This window comes from Haematobacter sp., from assembly GCF_032102465.1.
Classification (GTDB): Bacteria; Pseudomonadota; Alphaproteobacteria; order Rhodobacterales; family Rhodobacteraceae; genus Haematobacter.
This window is the reverse complement of record NZ_DAMDHB010000047.1, coordinates 1-20,276: the sequence shown is the minus strand read 5'-3', so window position 1 is coordinate 20,276 and position 20,276 is coordinate 1. Positions and strand designations below refer to the sequence as shown.

Genomic DNA, 20,276 nt, shown 5'->3' with positions numbered 1-20,276 from the left:
CTGATCATGACCTCAGGCCATCCGGGAAATTACACAACCTCGACGGACGTGACCTTGTTCGATTTGGGGGATCCGGTCGAGACCACCCCGTGGTCTGGCACGCGGCCCTGTATGCCTGGCATGCTGCCGCTCGTTGGCGCCGCGCCAAATCACAAAGGGCTTTGGTTCAACTTCGGCCATGGACATCAGGGGTTTACTCTCGGGCCGACGACGGCATTACTGCTGGCTGAACAGATGTCTGGACTAAGAACCAATTCGCTCGCTGCCTCGCTCAAGCCCGCAAGGCGTATTTCCGCGTGATGGTTGGTCCGGGGTCGGTTCCGGCTGAGGGCGGAACGACACTTTCTCGTGAGCGATTCAGGTTTTCCGGACGGGTTTAGACTATCCCGCTGACGCGAGCTTGGTCAATTTCATGTAGTCTGTGCACGGGTGCTGGAGATGCCCGAGGTTGATCTTTGCCTCACCCGCAGACTCGTAGTAAATGAGTGAGCGTGAGATCGACAGCAGACAGCGCTGGGTTTCGATCAACAGCCCCGGGTTTTTTCCCATTGGATCCGACATAAACTGGCGCGGATCGCCCGCGTTTCTCCCCGCCGCTGGCACATGGTCTGGGATGCCATCGAGCACTTCTTCTACGTGGAAGGAGACAGGATCGGCAAAAAACGGCTGGATCGGGAGTACCAGAAAGCGATCTCGATTGCCGCGAAACGAAGCGCCTCCGGCGAAAAGGGGGGACAATCTAGGGCATTGAAAAAGGATATTATCATACTGACAAATGCTACGAATTTGCCAAAGCAAAGGCAGACGTTGTCGCCAAGTGAAAAGGATAACGGCGGTGATGCCCGTCCGCGTTCTCACGCCCGCGAGGGCGACCAGCCTCCTCTGCTCGCCGCAGAGGCCACGCTCTGCGGGAACGCATCCTCGAAGCCATCGGGCTTCCCGATGTCCTCACCGGCGTGAGGGCGCCGGACGGCAGCAGGCTCGGCATGGCCGAGGACATGATCGAGGTCCGTGCATGGCAGTCCGACCTTGGCCTCACCGACTACGAGATCGTCAGCGTCGTGGTTGAAATCATGGCCATGACTTCGCGCAACATAAGGTATTATGATTAACGGTAATCTACGATATGCGGTAGTTGTGCCCTCGACCAAGTGATCCCGCGCATAACGGCTCGCGGGACGGTAGCGATGGACGGTAAGCCGAAAGGCAGACGGTGGCGTCGGTGCTGTATTGCAGACCACGGGGTGCGGCCAGATGCAGAGGGTAGTCCGAAAGGCTGAAGCCCGGCCGCCGGTGTTCGATCCTGACACCGGAAAGTAGCAGCCAAGGATAGGGTGAAGGTCGTCGACATCCCTATTCCGCCAAAGCGACGGGGTGGCTCCGGCCAGCACGGATAGCGGAGGTGAAGGGACCGCCCTGGCAAATATGCCGGGGTGGTCGTCCTTTGCCTCGCTCTAGGGTTCACCATCCAGCAGGGGATCTTCTTCTACTGGATCCTTCACTGACCTGAGCGCCTCTATCCCACCATCATCAATACCGCCAAGCCGAAGGCGCGGCAGCAGCGACCCTGGCCAGAGACACAACGGATCAGTTCGTTCAAGAACACCCCGCAACTGGTGGCAAGTTGAAACAGGGCCGTCGGGATGTGCCGCAAGAGAAGGCTCCATCATGGCGCTCCGAACCCAGCCGAATGATCGCGTGGCGTCCGCGCTCAACAGCCTCTCCCAAGACGAGCTGCGCAGCCCTGAACTTAACCCCGCGCAAATGCTCGCATGGCGCACACCCGCCGAACTGTTCAAGGCCAATATCCTCGGCCGCGGACATCGACGCGAAAACCTCAGCTAAAGAGAGAAGTCGCATTTGGGCTAGCGCGCCCATCCGATAATCCACGGCGCTGAAAGGTAATGATGTTAGCATTCCGAACCGCCATGCCGGAGCGGAAGCAGGATACTGCCACCAAGTGCGCTTGCCGCCCCCCGGGAGGCGAGCGTATGGTCGGCGTGACGGCTTCTCCACCGGCGCCGGGTTCCAAAACGAGCAGGAAAGGCCCCATGATCCCTTTGATGCCAAAAACCATCGCTGCCCCCTTCGGAGCTTATTCCCACGGCATCTCCTGCGGCGAGCTTGTCGTCACCTCTGGCCAGCTCGCAGTTGCCGCCGACGGCGCGGTGCCCGAAGGCGTAACAGCGCAGGCCGAACTGTGCTTCGAGAACATCCGCGCCATTCTGGCCGAGGGCGGCGCCGGATTCGGCGACATCCTGCGGCTCAGCGCCTTCGTGACCCGGCGGGAGGATATGGCGCCCTACATGGCCGTACGGGACCGGATGTTCGCCGGGCTCGCGGTCAAGCCCGCCTCGACCCTGGTGATCGTCTCGGGCTTCACCCGGCCCGAGTTCCTGGTCGAGATCGAGGCGCTGGCCCTGCTCCACCCCGCGTCCGGGGGCTGAAGTGGACTACCGCGCGTAGACCCTGTCCAGCCGGATGAAGCGGCCCAGCACGATCAGCAGCGCCGTCGTCAGCACGATCAGCATGGCCGAGATGGCATGCGCCGTCGGTTCCAGCAGGAAGCTTGCCTCCGAATAGATGCGCACCGGCAGGGTGGTGATGCGGGGGGTAGTCAGGAAGGACGTCACCGTAACCTCTCCGAACGAATTCAGAAAGCCCACCAGCGTCGCCGCGAAGATGCCGGGTGAGAGCGCGGGAAGGATCACCAGAAGGAACCGCCGCACCGGCCCGGCACCCAAGGTCTCTGCCGCCTCCTCCTGGCTTCGGTCCAGCGACAGGACCGACGACAGCAGCAGCGTCAGGACAAAGGGCAGGATGACGACCGAATGGATCATCACCATGGCCAGGAAGGGCGGCAGCCAGAGATAGACCTGAAGCAGCCGCAGCATTCCCACCCCAAGCGCGATCGAGGGCAGTGACAGCGGCAACAGCCAGAACGCGGCCAGCGCCGAGCGCCCGGCGAATGGATACCGCGCCAGAGCGAAGGCGGCAGGCAGCGCCAGCGTTAGTGCCACAAGCGCGGCGCAGACCGCCAGCTTGACCGATATCCACAGCGCGGGCCCGTAGGCGCCGCCAAACAGCACCTCGTGATACCAGTGCAGGGTAAAGCCACGGAACCCGGCGGCGGTGGCGATCGGCACGTCGTTGAACGACTGCACGATGACCAATGCCAGCGGCAGGAGCAATAGCAGGATCGCCGCAAGCAGACACAGCCGGGCAATAAGCGGCCCCGCCATATCCAGCACCTTCAGCACCGCGCGCGGCGGCAGCGGGAGCGGCCGTCCCGGCCTGCCCTGGTGCCACGGCATCAGCCGCGAGAACAGCCAGGACAGCAGCACCGCCGACAGGATGCCGATGGCGGTCAACAGGATCGATAGGGCTGCCGCCATGGGCGCGTTCAGGTTGGCGATGGCCTCCTGCAGGATCAGCATGCCCACTGTCCACACCTTTTTCCCGCCCAGCAGGGTGGCGGAGACATAGGCGGTGATGGCCATGAGAAACACGATGACCATGCCAGAGCGCAGTCCCGACAGCGACAGCGGAAGATCAACGGTCAGGAATCGCACGCAGGGCGAGGCGCCGAGGCTTTCCGCCGCCTCATGCACCCGCGCCGAGTTGCCCTGAAGGCTGTCATAGAGCGCCAGCACCATGAAAGGCATGAAGACCTGAGTCAGCCCGACAATCACTGCGCCATGCGAGAAGAGCATATGGTCGAAGGACGGCAGCCCGAAGACCGACAGGACGCCGTTCAACAGCCCCTGCGGCGCCAGCAGCAGCATGATCCCCAGCGAGCGCACGACGACATTCGTCAGGATGGGGATCAGGATCAGCGCAAATCCGAGTGGCCGCCAACGGCTGGGCAGGCGCGACAGCCACCATGCCAGCGGATAGCCCAGTACCGCCGAACAGAAGGTGACGGCCAGCCCCAGCAGGAGGGTTTCCAGAATCACATCCAGATAGAAGCTGTCGCCGAGTATGCTCAGATACAGCGCCGGGGACAGCGGGCCCAGGATCGGCGCAAAGGGGTCTGTCGTGTCGCGCAACGACAGGATCACCACCACCGCAATTGGCGCGGCAAAGGCCAGCAGCAGCCACAGCGTGACCGGCGCGGAAAGCGCCGGCCCCAGACCCCGTTTGGTGGTCATCCCGCGATCTCGCGATCGAAGATGCTCTGCCATTTCGAGCGGTTTGCGTTGATGTAGTCCCAGTCGAAATCGACCAGCGTCGCCACCTCGTTACCGGTCACCAGCTTCGACGCCAGATCCGCCGGGAGGGTGACATTCGACACGGTCGGCGAGTAATACAGACGCTCGGCATAAGCCGTCATGCATGCTTCCGAAAGGTGGAGGTTGATCCATTCCTCGGCCAGTTTCTGGTTGCGGGTGCCGTTGGTGATGCAGGCGACGTTCATGGTCAGCGCCTGACCTTCGACCGGGCGGGCGATCTCGATGTTCGGATTGCGGGTCTCCTGATATTTCTTGGTGAAGCTCGCGAACTCCACCGAGATGTCGGTGATCCCCTGGTCGAACATATCATAGAGCTGCACCTGCGAACCTTGCAGGGCGGCGAAAGGCTTCAGCTCTTTCACCTTCTGGACGATCTTCTCGAAGTCCCGCTCGGTGTAGCCGAAGGCCTTGCCGGTCATCAGGAACGCGGCCAGCCCCTCCGCGCCCAGACCGACCGGCCAGGCGATCCGGCCTTTCCATTCCGGGTTCCAAAGATCCTTCCATGAGGTGACAGGCGCGCTGGCCTTGGTCTTGTCATAGACGATCGTGCAGGGGTTGAAGGCGACGCCATATCCGCCCAGTTTCGCCGGGGCATAAAGGTTGGCGCATTGCGGCACTGCATCGGTCGGCGCCTGTGTCACGCCATCCTTCACCGCCTGACGGCTTTCGTAGATGTTCAGGTACAGGACGTCGAAGCTCGGGCGTCCCCGCTCGGCATAGGCGCGGGCGCGGCGGTCTGGGGTGCCGCCCAGCACATAGCTGACCTTGCAGCCATATTTCTCCACCAGCGGCTTTTCGCAATATTCGCGGACGATCTTTTCCTGCTCGCCACCCCAGATGCCGACGACCAGTTCGTCGCCGGGCTGCGGCTGGGCCATGCCCGGACGGGTGAAGATGGCCGGGGCGGCGAGGCCGGCGGCGGTGCCTGTGAGAAGGAAGCTACGGCGGGAGAGAGACATCTGCGGGGCTCCTGTGAGCTGGGGTCGGGAGGATCAGGCGGAGATGAAACTGACGCCGCCCTCAAGGGCGACGACCCGGACCCGGCTTCCCTGAACCGGGGGAATTTCGCTGGAGGGGACGGTGACATTGACCGGGCCGGCGCTGGTCTCGACCTCGACCTCGAAGGATTCGCCGACGTAGACGCTGTTGCGCAGCGTGCCTATCATGTCAAAGCCGCCCGTCGCCGGCGTCTCGACCGGGCGCAGCCGCAGGCGCGAGGCGCGCAGGACGGCCGCCCCCGCCCCGACGGGCGCAGGAGAGATGCGGATGTCGGCGCGGTGAAAGATGCCGTCACGCAGCTCTCCTTCCAGCACCGAGCGGGCGCCGAGGAACCCGGCTGTGAAGGGTGAATGCGGCGCGTCGCACAGGGCACGGGGGGTGCCGACCTCGGCGATGCGGCCCGCATTCATCACCACGATGCGATCCGAGACGGCCAACGCCTCCTGCTGGTCATGGGTGACGAAGACCGTGGTGATGCCCAGACGCTGCTGAAGCTGCCGGATCTCGTTTCGCATCCCCGCACGCAGGTTGGCATCGAGGTTCGACAGCGGCTCGTCCAGAAGCAGAACCTCGGGCTCGATCACCAGCGCCCGCGCCAGCGCAACCCGCTGCTGCTGTCCGCCCGAAAGCGCCGCGGGGTAGCGGTCGGCAAAGTCACCCAGCCCCACCAGATCGAGCGTCGCCTGCGCGCGCTTGCGCCAGCCCGCCCGGTCCAGCCCGCGCATCCGCAGACCAAAACCCACATTGTCTCGCGCGTTAAGATGCGGGAACAGCGCATAGCTCTGGAACACCATGCCGATGTTGCGGCGGTACACCGGGGTCGAGGTGATGTCTCGCCGACCCAGAAGCACCCGCCCGTTGGCGGGGCGGATGAACCCGGCAATCATCCGCAGCGTTGTCGTCTTGCCGCAACCGGAGGGCCCGAGAAAGGTCACCAGCTCTCCCTTCGCAATCTCCAGCGTCAGGTTGTCGACGGCGGTGGCCCCGTCGTAGATGGCGGTCACCCCGTCCAGTGTCAGATAGTTGCGGTCCTGCATCGGGTGTCCGTCCCCTATTCCGCCTGGTCGTAGATCGTCGTCTCGCGCAGGCGTTCCAGCGGGTAATCAACCACCTCGCGCAGGGCCGAAAGCAGGTTCTGCGCTGCGAGGTCCAGCGCTGCGGCTCCGCGCTCGGCATCCGCCGCCGCCGCATTGCCCGCTACCCCCGAAGGGTGGAGGTCCTGCGCCATCCAGCCCAGCGTCAGCCGCCCATGGATCGGCAGGATGCGCCCACCTGCGCCCTCTATCTCTTGCGAGACACTGGCGCCGTTGGGCGCGTGCTCCATGTCGCAGAGCTCCGGGTGCAGCGCGAGAAGGGCAGAGGTCTCATATTCTCCGGCATGGATGCCGTGCCGCATTTCCTGCGCCGCAAACAACGGGGAGAAGTCCGCCCCCGCCGTGACAGGCAGGCAGACGACGAACATGCCCAGCTTGATCCGAAGCTCGCGCGCGACGATCTCCATTATGGAGATCTGGCCACCGTGGCTGTTGGCAAGCACCAGCTTGCGGATCCCGGCGCGGTGGACGCTCTCACCGATCTCGTACCAGACCTTCGCAATGGTCTCATAGCTCAGCGTCAGGGTGCCGGGAAACCGCAGATGCTCGACCGATTTTCCGACATGCTGCGGCGGCAGGACAAGGACCGGCAGGTCGTCGGGCATGATGGCGACAGTGCGCTCCATGATCCCGGCATTGATTGCCGCATCCACCCGCACCGGAAGATGGGGGCCATGCTGTTCGACCGCGCCGACAGGCAGGACCGCAACGACGTTCGACATGTCCATCGTCGCAAAGTCGCGCGCGGTGTGATCCCACCACCAATGCGATTTGAAGCCCATCTGCCGATCTCCCGCTGTCTGCGTGGGTGCTACAACGGCAGGGGGCAACTCCGCTATCGGGGGAAGCCTTATATATTATATAAGAGTTCGATTATCTATTCGCTCAGGTCATATCGCCATCATTATATAGATCCAAACCCGGGCAAAGCGCTGGAAAAGTAGCGCAACATTTGAGCATTCGCCGCGCGGAGTGCGCCGCGTAGCCAGATATGTTCGCCATTCGCCTGAGCGCGTTCGTGCCAAAGCATGTAGAGGCTGATGCGCTCCATCTCGGCGGGGGCGGCCCGGGCGACAAGGGCCCCGCCGCTTCGCCGGGCAAGGTCCAGCGCGTAGGGGAGGACAGTGGTGAAGATCAGCTCCGTCCCCGAAAGGATCGGCGGGATATGCTGATAGTCTGTCAACCGGATGCAGACCTCACGCTTCAGCCCCATCTGCGTCAACCGTCCCTTAACCGGACCCATCGCGCTTTCGCGCGAGGTGTCGGGCGCGACGTGCCGTGCGGCAATCCAATCCGACAGCCTCAGCGGCCCCGACGCCAACGGGTGATCCGCCGCCAGCACGCAGCCGAAGGGAAAGCTGCACAGTTTCGAATAGCGCAAATGCGCCGGTGGTTCGGGCCAGTTGCCGATCACAAGATCCAGGTCCCCCGCCCCAAGATCACGCGAGATCTGTTCGACCGATTGTGGAGAAGAAAAGTCGATCCCGGCCCTAGGCGCCTGGGTAACGATCTGACGCGAGATCTGCGGGATCAGGTATTCGGCGAAGCAACTCAACATGCTGATACGAAAGACCTTTGACGAGGTGGCCGGGTCGAACTCCGCCTGACCGCTGACCGCCTTCAACAGGGAGGACATCGCGCGTTCCAGATCGTGAAGCACCTCTTCGCCCCGCGCGGTGGGCACCATACCCTGGCCGTGCCGGACCAGCAGCGGATCGTTGAAGATCTGCCGTGCACGCTTCAACTGTGCCGAGACGGCGGGCTGGCTTTGCGACAGCCGCACCGCCACGCGGCTGACCGACCGCTCCTTGAGCAGCATCAGCGTGGTGCGGATCAGCCTCAGGTCCAGTGTCGCGCCGATGTCCTGCTGGTTCATGTGCCCGCCCCGGAAAGCCCCGCTCTGCGCCCCGGTCCCGCACTGGGCCGCAAGCCGGTAGACAGACTAGTTGGAACGCGGAGCCGGGGCCAGTGGCGGGTTCCTTTGATTCACCCCTGCGGAACTTTGGACAGTTTCCGGGATGATTTAGGCTCCAAACCGGTAAAGTTGCTGAACCGGACCCCCTCGCACCGTGCGTCTTACCGAAGCGGGCACGGCTTATGTGGGCAGGCGCAACACCCCCTTGAAGGTGCTGGAGCAGGCCGGCGAACAGGCGGCTACCCTAGCCGGACAGGTCAAGGGACGGCTGCGCATCGCCGCGCCGTTGACATTCGCCACCATGCACTTGCCGCCGCTGATTGGCGCATTTCAGGACCGATACCCCGATATAAGCATCGAGTTGGAACTGTCGGACGCTCTGACGAACTTGATCGAGGGCAGCTTCGACGTCGCGTCGCGGATCGGTGCAATGGCGAATTCCACCCTAATAGAACGCCGTCTTACCCCGATTACCCGGGCTATTTGTGCCGCGCCTGAATGACCTAAGGCTGCGCCATCAGGACAGGTGGCAGGTCATCACGAGCGGTACTTAGCGATGATACCCGGTCGTTGACTACATCATCGGCCTCACACATATCAGTGATCCGATAATCACCGTGCTTCCTGACCGATCCAGGCGCGGGTTTCGCGCAGGATCTCTTCGGCAAGGTCGGGATCGTCGGAAGACCGCGCCAAGATCATCGCGCCCACCATGGCCGACCAGGTGCCGATGGCGTCACGGCGGGCGGCAGAAGTACCTTCCTGCGAGAAGGCCCCGGTCATGCACGCAATCTGCGCTCTGATGCCCTCCGTCATGGCATTTCGCGCCTCAGGCGATTGCCGCGCCGTCTCCGATGCCAGCGCGGCCATCGGGCATCCCCGGGCCGGGTTATGCCGATGGTTCGCAGAAAGGTAGGCGGCCGAATAGGCTTGCAGATCCGGCGGCTCGGCCAGGGATTTGGCGAAGACATGCTCGATGCTTTTCGCGATCAGGTCCTCTTTGGAGGCGAAGTGCCCATAGAACCCGCCGTGGGTCAGGCCGCAGGCTTTCATCACCTCGGCAACACTGACCGCATCAAAGCCCTTCGCGCGAAACAGTCGGCTCGCTTCTTCAAGGATGCGTGCACGGTTCTCGGCCATCTGCTCGCGGCTAACCTTCATCGTCGGAAACTCCATGTCTTCTGCTCTTGATGTATTTATGTTGTTCGTCATATTTACACAACAATGATGATGTTCATCATGTTTAATTGTCGGAAGGCCTCTATGTCACCCAGCATAACGACCGTGATCACCGGTGCCATCCGGCAGGGGTGCCACCTACACCGAATGCTTTGCCGCGACCTGTCATAGCTCGGCCTGATCCATTACAGATACAAAGGAAAATTCGATGAGTTTCAGAGCACTTCTCGCCACCAAACCCGGCGACAGGATCGAAACCAGCCTCGTCGATCTTCACGACAGCGCATTGATGGAGGGCAGCGTTACCGTCGATGTCGAGTTCTCGACGGTCAACTACAAGGATGCGATTGCCATCACCGGAAAATCTCCGGTCATCCAGAGCTTTCCGCTCATCCCCGGTATCGACCTTTCCGGAACTGTGCGCAGTTCGGACGACGCGCGCTTTGCCCCCGGCGACCGGGTGGTCGCAAACTCTTGGGGACTTAGCCAGAACCACCATGGCGGCTATGCCCAGAAAGCCAGGCTGAGCGGCGACTGGCTGATCAAATTGCCCGATGCGATCGGCACCAAGGATGCCATGGCCATCGGAACGGCAGGCTATACCGCTATGTTGGCGGTACTGGCGCTGGAGCACGGCGGCGTAACGCCGGACAGTGGCGACATCCTTGTTACCGGTGCAAACGGCGGCGTCGGATCGATCGCGATCACCCTACTGTCCGAGCTCGGCTATCGCGTGGTCGCCTCGACCGGTCGCATGGAACTGGCCAACGATTTGCTCGCGCTTGGCGCGGCAGAAGTCATCGACCGCAAGGAACTATCTGCACCCGGGGCCCCCATCGCCGCCCCCCGCTGGGCCGGAGCCGTTGACTCCGTCGGCAGCCAAACCCTTGCAAACGTGCTGGCGCAGACCCGGTATCGCGGGGTCGTCACGGCAAACGGCATGGCGCAGGGCACCGATCTTCCAACCTCGGTTCTGCCTTTCATCCTCCGCAACGTCACATTGGCCGGGCTCGATTCCGTCAACGCCCCGCAAAACGTACGACTGCAAGCTTGGCAGCGGCTGGCGACAGATCTGGATCTGGCAAAGCTCGCGCTGGCCACCCGCGTCGCGCCGCTTGGCGAGGTGCCCGCAATCGCAGGCCGGCTTCTGCAAGGCCAAGTGCAAGGGCGCGTCGTGATCGACGTCAACTCATGACCCATCCGTCTGACAAAGCCGGGCGAGTTCGACAGTCTTCGATGCGTCCGTCGTGGCACAAGCCACCCTGGCAAGCCCCTTACATCGCGGATCGGTAAGCATTGGGGACCATCGTCGAGTCGTTGGCGATTGCATCAGTCATTTAGATTATTTATGTAATCTAAATGATAGCCTGGAGGTACGCGTATGCAGAGAATCGCCGCACAAGACGGGGACGTATGATGAGGCCCTCCGTTCCGCTTGCCGCCCGTCTGTCAGAGCGTGGGCTGCACTACGGCTGGATTGTGGTAGCAACCACCTTCCTGACCATGCTCATCACTGCAGGCGCCGTTGGGGTGCCTGGAGTCCTGATTGGGCCGCTGGAAGCCGAGTTCGGCTGGACAAACGCCGAGATCTCTGGCGCCTTCGCGGTCCGCCTGCTGCTCTTCGGTCTAATGGGCCCTTTCGCCGCGGCCTTCATGAACCGCTTTGGGCTGCGACCGGTGATCCTTGCCTCGCAAACCCTGATCGCGGCTGGCATCCTTGGATCGTTCTTCATGACCGAGCTCTGGCAACTCACCCTGCTATGGGGAGTGGTGGTGGGCTTCGGCACCGGACTCACGGCAATGGTTCTAGGTGCGACCGTTGCGGCGCGATGGTTCGCCAGTCGGCGCGGACTGGTGATGGGCTTGCTGACCGCCAGCACCGCCACCGGCCAACTGGTCTTCCTGCCCATTATGGCCCGCTTGACGGAAAGCTTCGGTTGGCGGGGCGCGCTGATCCTGTCGCTGGCCACGCTGCTGATTTCCGCCGCAGCGGTGCTGGTGCTGATGCGCGACCATCCGTCCGACCTTGGCCTTGCCCCCTTCGGGGCGACGGCGGTGGTTCCGGCACCGCCGCGGCAAAGCCTTGGCGCAATGCTCGCCTCGCCGCTGGTGACCCTGCGCGAGGCGTCGGGGACGCGGATGTTCTGGCTGCTGTTCGGCACCTTCTTCATCTGCGGTGCTTCGACCAACGGGTTGATCCAGACCCATTTCATCGCGCTTTGCGGGGATTTCGGTCTGGCGGCGGTGACAGCAGCGGGGATGCTGGCGCTGATCGGCGTCTTCGACTTCGTCGGCACGGTCGGCTCGGGCTGGTTGTCAGACCGCTATGACAGCCGGTGGCTGCTGTTCTGGTATTACGGCCTGCGCGGGCTGTCCCTGGTCTGGCTACCGTTCAGCGATTTCAGCCTCTATGCCCTGTCGATCTTTGCGATTTTCTATGGCCTCGACTGGGTGGCAACGGTGCCACCAACGGTAAAGCTGGCCAGCCAGCATTTCGGCGACCGGTCGAACATCGTTTTCGGCTGGGTCTTTGCAGGCCACCAGTTGGGCGCCGCGGCAGCGGCCTGGGGTGCGGGAGCCACGCGCACCGCCTATGACAGCTATCTTCCCGCCTTCTTCGCCGCCGGCGTCCTGTGCCTCGTCGCCGCACTTGCCATCGTCGCCCTAGGGTTCGGTGGCACCGCGCGGCGGGCGGCACTCTCCTGAAATGACGCGGAGGCGCACCCACCGCCGCCCACTTACACCCGAAGGAAGTTTCCCATGACCCGTTCCGACATCATACTTGCCGCCCCGGTTCGTACCGCGATTGGCAGTTTCAACGGCAGTCTGAAATCCATCCCGGCGACGGCGCTTGGGGCCACGGTCCTGCGCGAAACCCTGGCTCGTGCAGCTCTCGATCCGGTCGAGATCGGCTCGGTCATCATGGGCAATGTCATCCAGGCGGGCAACCGGATGAACCCCGCGCGGCAGGCCGCAATCCATGCCGGACTGCCGGTCTCGGTTCCCGCGCTGACGGTCAACCGCGTTTGCGGATCTGGCGCGCAAGCCATCGTCAGCGCCGCGCAGGAGATTTCGGCCGGGGTGGTGCCGGTGGCGCTGGCAGGCGGGATGGAGAACATGGACCGCGCGCCCTATCTTTTGACAGAGGGACGCTGGGGCTATCGCATGGGCCCGGCGGAGATCCTCGACAGCCTCCTGACCGACGGTTTGAACGATGCATTTTCGGGCCAGCATTCCGGCTGGCATACCGAGGATCTCGTCACCCGTGCCGGGCTGAGCCGTGCAGCGCAGGATGCCTTCGCACTGCGCTCGCAACAGAATTTTGCAGCGGCGGAGGCAGCGGGGTCGTTCGCGGCCGAGATCACCGGGGTCGAGGTGAACACGCGGAAGGGAACCGAGGTCTTTCTCCGGGACGAGGCGCCCCGCCCCGATACGACCGCTGAGGCGCTGGCACGGCTGAAACCGGCTTTCCGGCCGGACGGAACAATCACCGCCGGCAATGCGCCGGGGCTGAACGCCGGGGCCGCAGCCGTGGTGGTTGCCGACCGGGTCTGGGCTGAGCGGCGGGGCCTTGCGCCGATGGCCCGGCTGGCCGGCTATGGTGTGGCGGCGGTGGAGCCGGGGCTCTTCGGCCTTGGCCCCGTGCCCGCCGTCGAAAAGGCGCTGGCGCATGCCGGCTGGACCCTGGGCGATCTGGAGCGGATCGAGATCAACGAGGCCTTTGCCGCCGTGCCACTTGCCGTCGCGCAGGAGCTTGGCCTGCCTCTCGACATCATCAATGTCGAGGGTGGCGCCATTGCCCATGGCCATGCCATCGGCGCGACCGGGGCCGTGCTGGTGACGCGGCTGCTGCATTCGATGCAGCGAGACAGCCTGTCACGCGGGATGGTGACCCTGTGCATCGGTGGTGGTCAGGGCATTGCACTGGCCGTGGAATTGGTCGGATGACGGCTATCTCGGCGTCATCCACCGTCCAGCATGATCGGCGGACCCAACGCCTGCTGGATGCGCCGATCCTGCCGCTGCTGATCCGCATGGCCCTGCCCAATGTGATGATCATGCTGGCACAGGCCTCGACCGGGCTGATCGAGACCTTCTGGGTCTCCAAGCTCGGCACCAACGCATTGGCCGGCATGGCGCTGGTCTTTCCGGTGGTCATGCTGATGACCACGATTTCGGCCGGTGCGGTCGGCGGGGCGATTTCGTCATCGATCGCGCGGGCGCTCGGCGCGGGCCGCCGAAATGAGGCCGACGCTCTTGTCCTGCATGCAGTGGTGGTCAATCTCGTGATCGGCCTCGCCTTCTCGATCCTGTTCCTGATCTGGGGGCGGCGGATCTACGCAGCACTCGGCGGCAGCGGGGAAGAACTGGAGGCGGCGGTGCTCTATTCCAACGTGGTCTTTGCCGGAAACGTCTTCACCTGGCTGATGAACGGGCTGGCCAGCGTCATCCGAGGAACCGGGAACATGCTGGTTCCAGCCATGGTGACAGTTCTGGGCGTGGTCTTTCTGGTGCCCGTATCGCCCCTGCTGATCTTTGGTGCAGGACCCGTCCCCGCCATGGGGATTGCGGGCGGCGGCCTGGCACTGGTGCTTTACTACATCGCCGGAATGCTGGTGCTTGGCGCCTACGTCGCCTCTGGCCGCAATCCGGCGCGGTTCCGCCTGAAGCCACTTCGGTGGGCGCTGTTCTGGGGTATCCTGCGGATCGGCGCACTGTCATCGGTCCAGTCGCTGCTGACAAATCTGGTGATCGCGGGATCGACCGCGATCATCGCGGCAAAGCTGGGGGTCGAGGCGGTGGCGGGCTTCGGCACCGGCATCCGGCTCGAATACCTGCTGATCCCGCTGGTCTTCGGCATCGGCGCACCGCTGGTGGCGCTGGTCGGCACCAATATGGCTGCGGGGCAGCACCGCCGCGCTCGGCAGATCGCCCTGACCGGGGCGGTCCTGGCCTTTACTGTGACCGAGGTGGTGGGGCTGGTCGCTGCCCTGTTCCCGGTGGCTTGGCTGACGCTTTTCAGCGCAGAACCCGGCATGATCGACGCCGGGCGCGCCTATCTGCGGATTGTCGGGCCGTTCTACGGCTTCTTTGGGCTGGGGCTTGTTCTCTACTTCGCGGCGCAGGGGCAGCAGAAGCTGTTGATGCCGCTGGCCGCCGGTTTGTTGCGGCTGACAATCGCCCTTGGTGGCGGCTGGCTGGCGCTTGAGGCGACGGACGATATCCGGGCGCTTTATGCCGCATTGGCGCTCGGGCTGGTCGCCTATGGGTCGTTTATGCTGCTATCGGCCTTGCGCGATCCGACGGGCCGGGCCATTCCGGTCCCAGGCGAAGCGAAGGGGATAGCACCATGAGGGTCAGCCGCGTCCAGGCCGAGGCGAACCGGCAGAGGGTGATCGACGAAGCCAGCCAGCTGTTCCGCGAACACGGCTACGACGGTATCGGGCTCAAGGACCTGATGCAGGCCGCGGGGATGACGCCGGGCGGGTTCTACAAGCAATTCGCTTCGAAAGACGATCTTGCCGCCCAGGCCACCGCCCGTGCGGTCGAGCGATCGTCCTCTCGCTGGACCGAGGTCGTTGACGCGAACCCCGATGCACCGCTCCGAGCCCTTGCGGCCTTCTACCTCTCGCCCGCACATGTCGCAATGCGGGATCGGGGTTGCCCCCTGGCAACGCTGGGTTCGGACGCCCCCCGCCACGCGCCCGAAGTCCGGGCGGAGATGGAGAAAGGTCTGCGTGCCCACCTCTCCATCGCCGATGCGGCTTTGGGAACTCCGGCAGGCGCGAACCCATCGCCTGCAGCGCTGGCGGCAGTATCGACCATGGTCGGCGCGCTCGTCCTTGCCCGCCTGACAGCGGATGAGGGCCTTGCGAAGAGTCTTCTGGAGACAGCGGCGAACCGGGTGGAGGAACTCGCGACAAGCCGGAAATAGGACTGCGATCAATGATGATCGAGCCTGCACTTACGGACGCCGGAAATCGGACGGAACCCAAATCCGGCGTCGCATCTGCGTCGGCGCGCGCGGTGCCCCATCAAACGCGCCATCTCTCCTCCAGTGACGTCGGCTCGCCCAAGCCGCCTGCTGAAAAGACATCGCGGTGCGCAGCAATTCAGTTGACATCACGGGTCGGTGATCCTAGCGCTCGGGGGACGGTTCCCTTCGGGGATCAAAAGGGAATGCAGTGCGGCTAACTTGGCCCATGCTGCGGCTGTCCCCGCAACTGTAGGCGGCAAGGCGGTCTTCGTTTACCACTGGGCCTGCGCCCGGGAAGGGGAAGACCTCCGTTCGAGCCGTGAGCCAGGAGACCTGCCGTCGGCCGATTTCACGCGCGAACACGTCGGGCGGGGTGTCCTGACGGGGGAAGTCTCCGGGCTGCGCCCGGCTATGGACCTGCGTTCGCAAGTGACGTGTCTTTTGCCCCAGGGGCTATGCATGTCCATCTTTTCCACAAATCCCCGCCGGCTGATGTTGGCCCTGCTCGCGCTTTCAACCTGTCCGGCGGGCCTGCTTCACGCCCAGGAAACCACGCTCGACACCGTGGTGATCACCGGCCCGCCCACGCTGGGTTTTACCACTCCGGCCACATCTGGTAGCCGCCTCGGGGTGTCCGTGAAAGATATTCCCGCCTCGATCTCCGTGGTCACGGCTGCAACCATCGCCGCGCGCGGGCAGACTGATGTGGTCGAAGCTGTCACCCAAGACATTCCCGGAGTGACCTCGGTCGCGGCGCCCGTGTTCGGCAGCGCCTATGCGCTGCGCGGATTCCAGGGCAACAATTCGGTGATGCAGCTCTATGACGGTACACGGCTTTTCCCCGGCCGGGGCAATATCAGCTTCCCCTTCGACAGCTGGCTCGTGGAGCGGATCGAAGTACTGCACGGGCCCGCATCGGTCATGCACGGCACCGGCGCCATCGGCGGAACGATCGACATCCAGCCCAAGCGTCCCTTCGCCGGTCCGATCCGGCAGGAGGTGGCTGCGCTGCTCGACAGCAACCTGCGCACACGGCTGGCCTATGACGCGGGCGGTTCGTTGAACGACCGGCTCAGTTTCCGCCTGAACGCCGTGGGCGACGCGTCGCAAGGCTGGGTCGACGATACCGACAGCCGCAATCTCGTCCTTTCCGGTGCACTGGCCTGGGAAGCGACGGACGATGTGAAGGTCACGCTGAGCGGCGCCCATGCGGATCGCGAGCCACCCGCCTATTTCGGTACCCCCTTGCGGGACGGAACGATTGTCGAATCCTTCCGGAACAACAATTTCAACGTCTCGGACGCCGAAAATCGCTTCCGCGACAGCTGGATGCAGCTTCGCACGGAATGGACCCCCTCCGATACCGTCGGTGTGGAATGGGTGATCTACGGCATCGACAGCCGGCGAACCTTCCGCAATGCCGAAACCTATCTCTGGGATCCCGCGACGGATCTGGTCACCGTGGATGAATTCCGTCGCATCCGGCAGGATCAGTCTCAATTCGGTACGCGCGCTAACGTGCGGTTCAGCGGTGATGTGGCGGGGCGGAGCAACCAGCTGCTTCTGGGCTTCGACGTGAACCGCGCCAAATCCGACTTTGCCGATTTCGCGGCCTACGCCCCCCGCTTCGTCGATCCGTGGCACCCGGAGGTAGGCCGCTTTCCGCTGCCGGATGACTTGGTCCCCCGCTATCACTCCACCCTCGACCAGCATGCAGTGTTCGCCGAGGACCGGCTCGAGATCACCGATCGATGGGCGATCAGCGCCGGCCTGCGCTACGACTGGTTCACGGTGGAGCGTGAGGATCACATATCGGCCGCGAATGACTTCTCCGCCGATTTTGAGGGGCCGGGTGGCCGGCTGGGCCTGACCTTCGCACCGAATACCGCGACCGTCTTCTATGTCCAGATGTCCTATGCGACCGATCCGGTGAACCTGCCGCTGCTCGACTATTCCGCCTCCATGACGGATTTCGACATGACGACCGGTAGGCAGTTCGAACTGGGCGTCAAGCAATCGGTGTTCGAAGGGCGCGGGGAATGGTCGCTGGCGGTCTTCGATATCATCAAGCGCAACCTGCTGGTATTCGACTCGGCGACCTTCGCCACGCAGCAGGTCGGGCGGCAATCCTCGCGAGGGGTAGAACTGGCCGGGGCGTTCCAGCTGTCCGACGACGTGAAGCTGGGCGGGAACGCCGCCTGGACGCGGGCGCGCTACGACGATTTCACCTCCATCAACTGGCTGACCTTCGAGGTGGAGGATTATTCCGGCAATGTGCCGATCCTGGTGCCGGAACTGTCGGGCAACCTGTGGGGGTCGTGGGATTTCGCTCCCGGATGGCGCGCGAACGGGTCTGTGCAGTTGATCGGAAAATCCTACTACGACTTCGCGAATACCACGAAGCGGGCGGGCTACGGTCTGGTTAACGTCGGCGTCGACTACGTGCCCGACGCGGCCTCCGTCTGGAGCCTGCGGGTGACGAACCTGCTCGACCGGGTCTATGCCGACTACCTGCGCACCGATCCGTCGACGGAGCGCGCGCAAGCCTTCCTGGGTCAGCCCCGCACGGTTGATCTCGCCTATCGGCGGAAGTTCTGACCCTTGCCGACCGGGCTGATCGAAGAACTGATGGCGGATCCGCGCTGCATCTGGAGCATGGGCGGGCCCGGCGCGGTGCTGGGTCTGGCGGGGGCCGATCTGGGCAGGCGGGGGGCGTTGCACCTGCGCCTGCCGCCCGACCTGCGCCCGTTGGCCTTCGAGGTGCTGAGTTCCGACCCGGAGGGCTGGAACCACGGCATCTCGCTTTGCCTGCCGGAGACGGTGTCGCACGCCGTCGAACGCGCCCCCGAGGGGGAGGTCGAGATTCCGACGGGGTCGCGACTGATCCGGCTCAGCCACCGCGGGCGGGACTGGATCGCGCGCGGCCCTCTGGGACGGCTGGAGGTCTGGGACCGCGATCCGCCGCTGCTCGGCGACACACGGCGCACCCATCCCGCCACCACGCCGGTCCCGGCGGGGCTGCTGCCGTTCGCCCATGCCTTTCCCGCCCATCCGTGCCGCCATCGCCCCGGCGTGGCGCGGCCTTTCGATGTAGAGGACCATGCCGCCTTCCAGCGTCTTCTGGCGCGGTTCGGGCCGCCCGATCTGGTGGCACTGAAGACGGCCGTACGGCGGGCGGTCCGGGCGGGGGAGGATCTGCCCGTTCCCGCCGGGCGCCATGGCCGGGCGCAACTTCGCGTGGCCCTGCGGCAGGAACGGCTGCTGGCGCCCTGCTTCCATCTCGACCGCCTCATTGTCCGGCACGACCCGCCGCTGGCCCGGCATCTGGGGATCGGGCTATGAACCGGCGCGCGGCGATTGCCGCTGCGCTGGCGCTGGCAGCTCATGCCCGCGCAGGCGGCGCCCTGTCGCCTGCGGGCGCCGGGGATACCGCGGGGGGCGTGGTTACTACGGAGCTCATCCTGACGGAAACCTGTCTCGCGCTCGGCCACGGCCCCGCCGCCATCGGTAATCGCGGGCTTTATCAGCGGCTGGTGGGAGATCCCGCCCCCGGCGCGGCGTTGGACCTCGGCCCGCTGAACGAGCCGAACCTCGAATTGCTGCGCCGTCTGGCCCCGCGACTGATCCTTGCCGCCGCGTGGCAACAGGCGGCAGCGGGCCGGCTGGAGCGTATCGCCCCGGTCGAATGGCTGCAGACCCTGCCGCTGGAGGGCGCGCTGACGACGGCCCGCGCGCTGGCGGATCAGATGGCGCGCATTCTCGGCCGCGATTCCGGTCCGCTGCTGGCCCGGCTGGAGGATGCGCTGACCCCGCTCGGCGCGCAGCGGGCGCTGATCGTGCGGATGCTGGAGGATGGGCGGCACATGATCGTCTTCGGTCCGGGTTCGCTGCCCGGTGACGTGCTGTCGGCCATGGGGCTGACCAATGCCGCGACCGGCAGCATGATCTGGGGGGCGCGCAGCACGGGGCTGGAGGAACTGGTGGACCGGGACGGCCCGGCGGTGCTGGCCATCGGCGGCGCCGGGTCCGCCGGTCCCTTCCTGGACGCGCTGTCCTTCAACCTTGCGGACCGGCTGCGGCCGCTGCCGCCAGTGTTTCCGGCGGGCGGCGTGGCCTCCGCCATCCGCCTTGCGACGGCGATCCGCGCGGCGATGGCATGATCCGCGTATTGATCCTGCTGCTCTGGCTGCCCGCGCTCTGGCTCTTCTGGCAGGAGGCGCGGGATCTCGCCCCCGCCGGAACCATCGCGGCGATGATCTGGCCGCAAGCCGGCGACGTGGGACAGATGATCCTCCACCTTTCGGCGGCGCCCCGGCTGGTTGCGGCGCTGCTCTCCGGCGCGGGGCTGGCGCTCTGCGGTCTGCTGCTGCAACGCGTGCTGGGCAATCCCTTGGCGGAGCCCGCCACCCTCGGCCTCTTCGGCGGAGCGCAGCTGGCGCTCGGCCTCGCGCTGGTGGCCGCGCCCGGTCTGGCGGGCTGGGGGGCGGCCTTCGCGGGGGCGCTCCTTGCCTTCGCCCTAGTCATGGCGCTGTCGGCGCGGGCGGGATTCGGCGCGGGCGCGATCCTGCTGTCGGGACTGGTGACGGGGATCTGGCTCGGCGGCATCAATGCCATGCTGGCGCTCTTCAACCATCAGGTGATGGAGCAGCTTTTCCTGTGGCAGGCCGGGTCGCTGGTGCAGGCCGGCTGGATGTCCGCCGCGGGCATCGCCGTGGCACTGGCGCTGGCGGCGGGCATTGCGATGCTGGCCGCGCGCCCGCTGGCGCTGCTGGAACTAGGCGACGGCATGGCGCAGGGCTTGGGGCTGCGCATCGCTTTCTGGCGCGCGGCGCTGCTCCTACCGGCGGTGCTGCTGGCGGCGACAGTGGCGGCGGGCGTGG

General features: G+C 64.8%; 21 protein-coding genes and 1 riboswitch. Of the genes, 15 read left to right on the top strand and 6 right to left on the bottom strand.

Translation table 11 applies throughout. The features are described 5' to 3' along the window. The 5 genes from RT513_RS18765 to RT513_RS18745 all read left to right on the top strand — a co-directional run. Positions 1-300: NAD(P)/FAD-dependent oxidoreductase (locus tag RT513_RS18765; protein ID WP_313534253.1), on the top strand; the 300-nt coding region annotated here is incomplete at its 5' end. A 303-nt stretch (positions 301-603) separates the two neighbouring features. Further along, complete coding sequence (locus tag RT513_RS18760) at positions 604-960, top strand: hypothetical protein (protein ID WP_290690808.1); 357 nt, start codon at positions 604-606, stop codon at positions 958-960. Then, positions 957-1,112 carry a hypothetical protein gene (locus tag RT513_RS18755; RefSeq protein ID WP_290690806.1) on the top strand — a complete coding sequence of 52 codons (156 nt, stop codon included), beginning with the start codon at positions 957-959 and terminating at the stop codon, positions 1,110-1,112. The genes RT513_RS18760 and RT513_RS18755 overlap by 4 nt, the downstream gene beginning before the upstream one ends. Positions 1,113-1,668: 556 nt before the next feature. Next, a complete protein-coding gene (locus RT513_RS18750) occupies positions 1,669-1,845 on the top strand; it encodes a hypothetical protein (protein WP_290690804.1) in 177 nt (58 codons plus the stop codon). A gap of 206 nt (positions 1,846-2,051) precedes the next feature. Beyond that, complete coding sequence (locus RT513_RS18745) at positions 2,052-2,447, top strand: RidA family protein (RefSeq protein WP_290690802.1); 396 nt, start codon at positions 2,052-2,054, stop codon at positions 2,445-2,447. 6 nt (positions 2,448-2,453) lie between these two features. On the opposite strand, the gene RT513_RS18740 is transcribed toward RT513_RS18745, so the two are convergent. The 5 genes from RT513_RS18740 to RT513_RS18720 form a co-directional block, all read right to left on the bottom strand. Next, positions 2,454-4,151: an ABC transporter permease subunit gene (locus tag RT513_RS18740; RefSeq protein ID WP_290690799.1), complete on the bottom strand. Its 1,698-nt coding sequence runs from the start codon at positions 4,149-4,151 to the stop codon at positions 2,454-2,456. Then, entirely contained in the window at positions 4,148-5,191 is a 1,044-nt protein-coding gene (locus RT513_RS18735) for a PotD/PotF family extracellular solute-binding protein (RefSeq protein ID WP_290690796.1), read from the bottom strand. Before RT513_RS18735 ends, RT513_RS18740 begins: the two co-directional genes overlap by 4 nt. A 33-nt stretch (positions 5,192-5,224) precedes the next feature. Then, positions 5,225-6,268, bottom strand: a complete 1,044-nt coding sequence (locus RT513_RS18730) for an ABC transporter ATP-binding protein (RefSeq protein WP_290690793.1) — start codon at positions 6,266-6,268, stop codon at positions 5,225-5,227. 14 nt (positions 6,269-6,282) lie between these two features. Then, complete coding sequence (locus tag RT513_RS18725) at positions 6,283-7,107, bottom strand: creatininase family protein (protein ID WP_290690791.1); 825 nt, start codon at positions 7,105-7,107, stop codon at positions 6,283-6,285. Between the two features lie 122 nt (positions 7,108-7,229). Further along, positions 7,230-8,201: a LysR family transcriptional regulator gene (locus RT513_RS18720; protein WP_290690784.1), complete on the bottom strand. Its 972-nt coding sequence runs from the start codon at positions 8,199-8,201 to the stop codon at positions 7,230-7,232. A 193-nt stretch (positions 8,202-8,394) separates the two neighbouring features. Between RT513_RS18720 and RT513_RS18715 the strand changes: the two genes are divergently transcribed. Continuing rightward, a complete protein-coding gene (locus RT513_RS18715; protein ID WP_290690782.1) occupies positions 8,395-8,742 on the top strand; it encodes a LysR substrate-binding domain-containing protein in 348 nt (115 codons plus the stop codon). A 110-nt stretch (positions 8,743-8,852) separates the two neighbouring features. Here the strand turns inward: RT513_RS18715 and RT513_RS18710 are convergent, their stop codons facing one another. Beyond that, complete coding sequence (locus tag RT513_RS18710) at positions 8,853-9,416, bottom strand: TetR/AcrR family transcriptional regulator (RefSeq protein ID WP_290690779.1); 564 nt, start codon at positions 9,414-9,416, stop codon at positions 8,853-8,855. 211 nt (positions 9,417-9,627) lie between these two features. Between RT513_RS18710 and RT513_RS18705 the strand changes: the two genes are divergently transcribed. From RT513_RS18705 to RT513_RS18665, 9 genes are all read left to right on the top strand, one after another. Further along, positions 9,628-10,614 (top strand): MDR family oxidoreductase, encoded by a 987-nt coding sequence (locus RT513_RS18705; protein WP_290690776.1) that lies wholly within the window; start codon positions 9,628-9,630, stop codon positions 10,612-10,614. 221 nt (positions 10,615-10,835) lie between these two features. Further along, a complete protein-coding gene (locus tag RT513_RS18700) occupies positions 10,836-12,125 on the top strand; it encodes an MFS transporter (protein WP_290690774.1) in 1,290 nt (429 codons plus the stop codon). Positions 12,126-12,179: 54 nt separating this feature from the next. After that, complete coding sequence (locus RT513_RS18695) at positions 12,180-13,367, top strand: thiolase family protein (RefSeq protein WP_290690771.1); 1,188 nt, start codon at positions 12,180-12,182, stop codon at positions 13,365-13,367. Next, complete coding sequence (locus RT513_RS18690) at positions 13,364-14,773, top strand: MATE family efflux transporter (protein ID WP_290690770.1); 1,410 nt, start codon at positions 13,364-13,366, stop codon at positions 14,771-14,773. Before RT513_RS18695 ends, RT513_RS18690 begins: the two co-directional genes overlap by 4 nt. Next, complete coding sequence (locus tag RT513_RS18685) at positions 14,770-15,354, top strand: TetR/AcrR family transcriptional regulator (RefSeq protein WP_088215659.1); 585 nt, start codon at positions 14,770-14,772, stop codon at positions 15,352-15,354. Before RT513_RS18690 ends, RT513_RS18685 begins: the two co-directional genes overlap by 4 nt. A gap of 202 nt (positions 15,355-15,556) precedes the next feature. Beyond that, positions 15,557-15,752: riboswitch (cobalamin riboswitch) on the top strand. A gap of 103 nt (positions 15,753-15,855) precedes the next feature. Next, positions 15,856-17,994, top strand: a complete 2,139-nt coding sequence (locus RT513_RS18680) for a TonB-dependent receptor (protein ID WP_290690766.1) — start codon at positions 15,856-15,858, stop codon at positions 17,992-17,994. Between the two features lie 3 nt (positions 17,995-17,997). Beyond that, positions 17,998-18,738: a DUF6925 family protein gene (locus tag RT513_RS18675; RefSeq protein ID WP_088215657.1), complete on the top strand. Its 741-nt coding sequence runs from the start codon at positions 17,998-18,000 to the stop codon at positions 18,736-18,738. Then, positions 18,735-19,556 (top strand): ABC transporter substrate-binding protein, encoded by an 822-nt coding sequence (locus RT513_RS18670; protein ID WP_290690758.1) that lies wholly within the window; start codon positions 18,735-18,737, stop codon positions 19,554-19,556. The genes RT513_RS18675 and RT513_RS18670 overlap by 4 nt, the downstream gene beginning before the upstream one ends. Continuing rightward, positions 19,553-20,276, top strand: a 724-nt coding sequence (locus RT513_RS18665) for an iron chelate uptake ABC transporter family permease subunit (RefSeq protein ID WP_290690755.1), incomplete at its 3' end; no start/stop codon positions are given. The genes RT513_RS18670 and RT513_RS18665, both read left to right, overlap by 4 nt.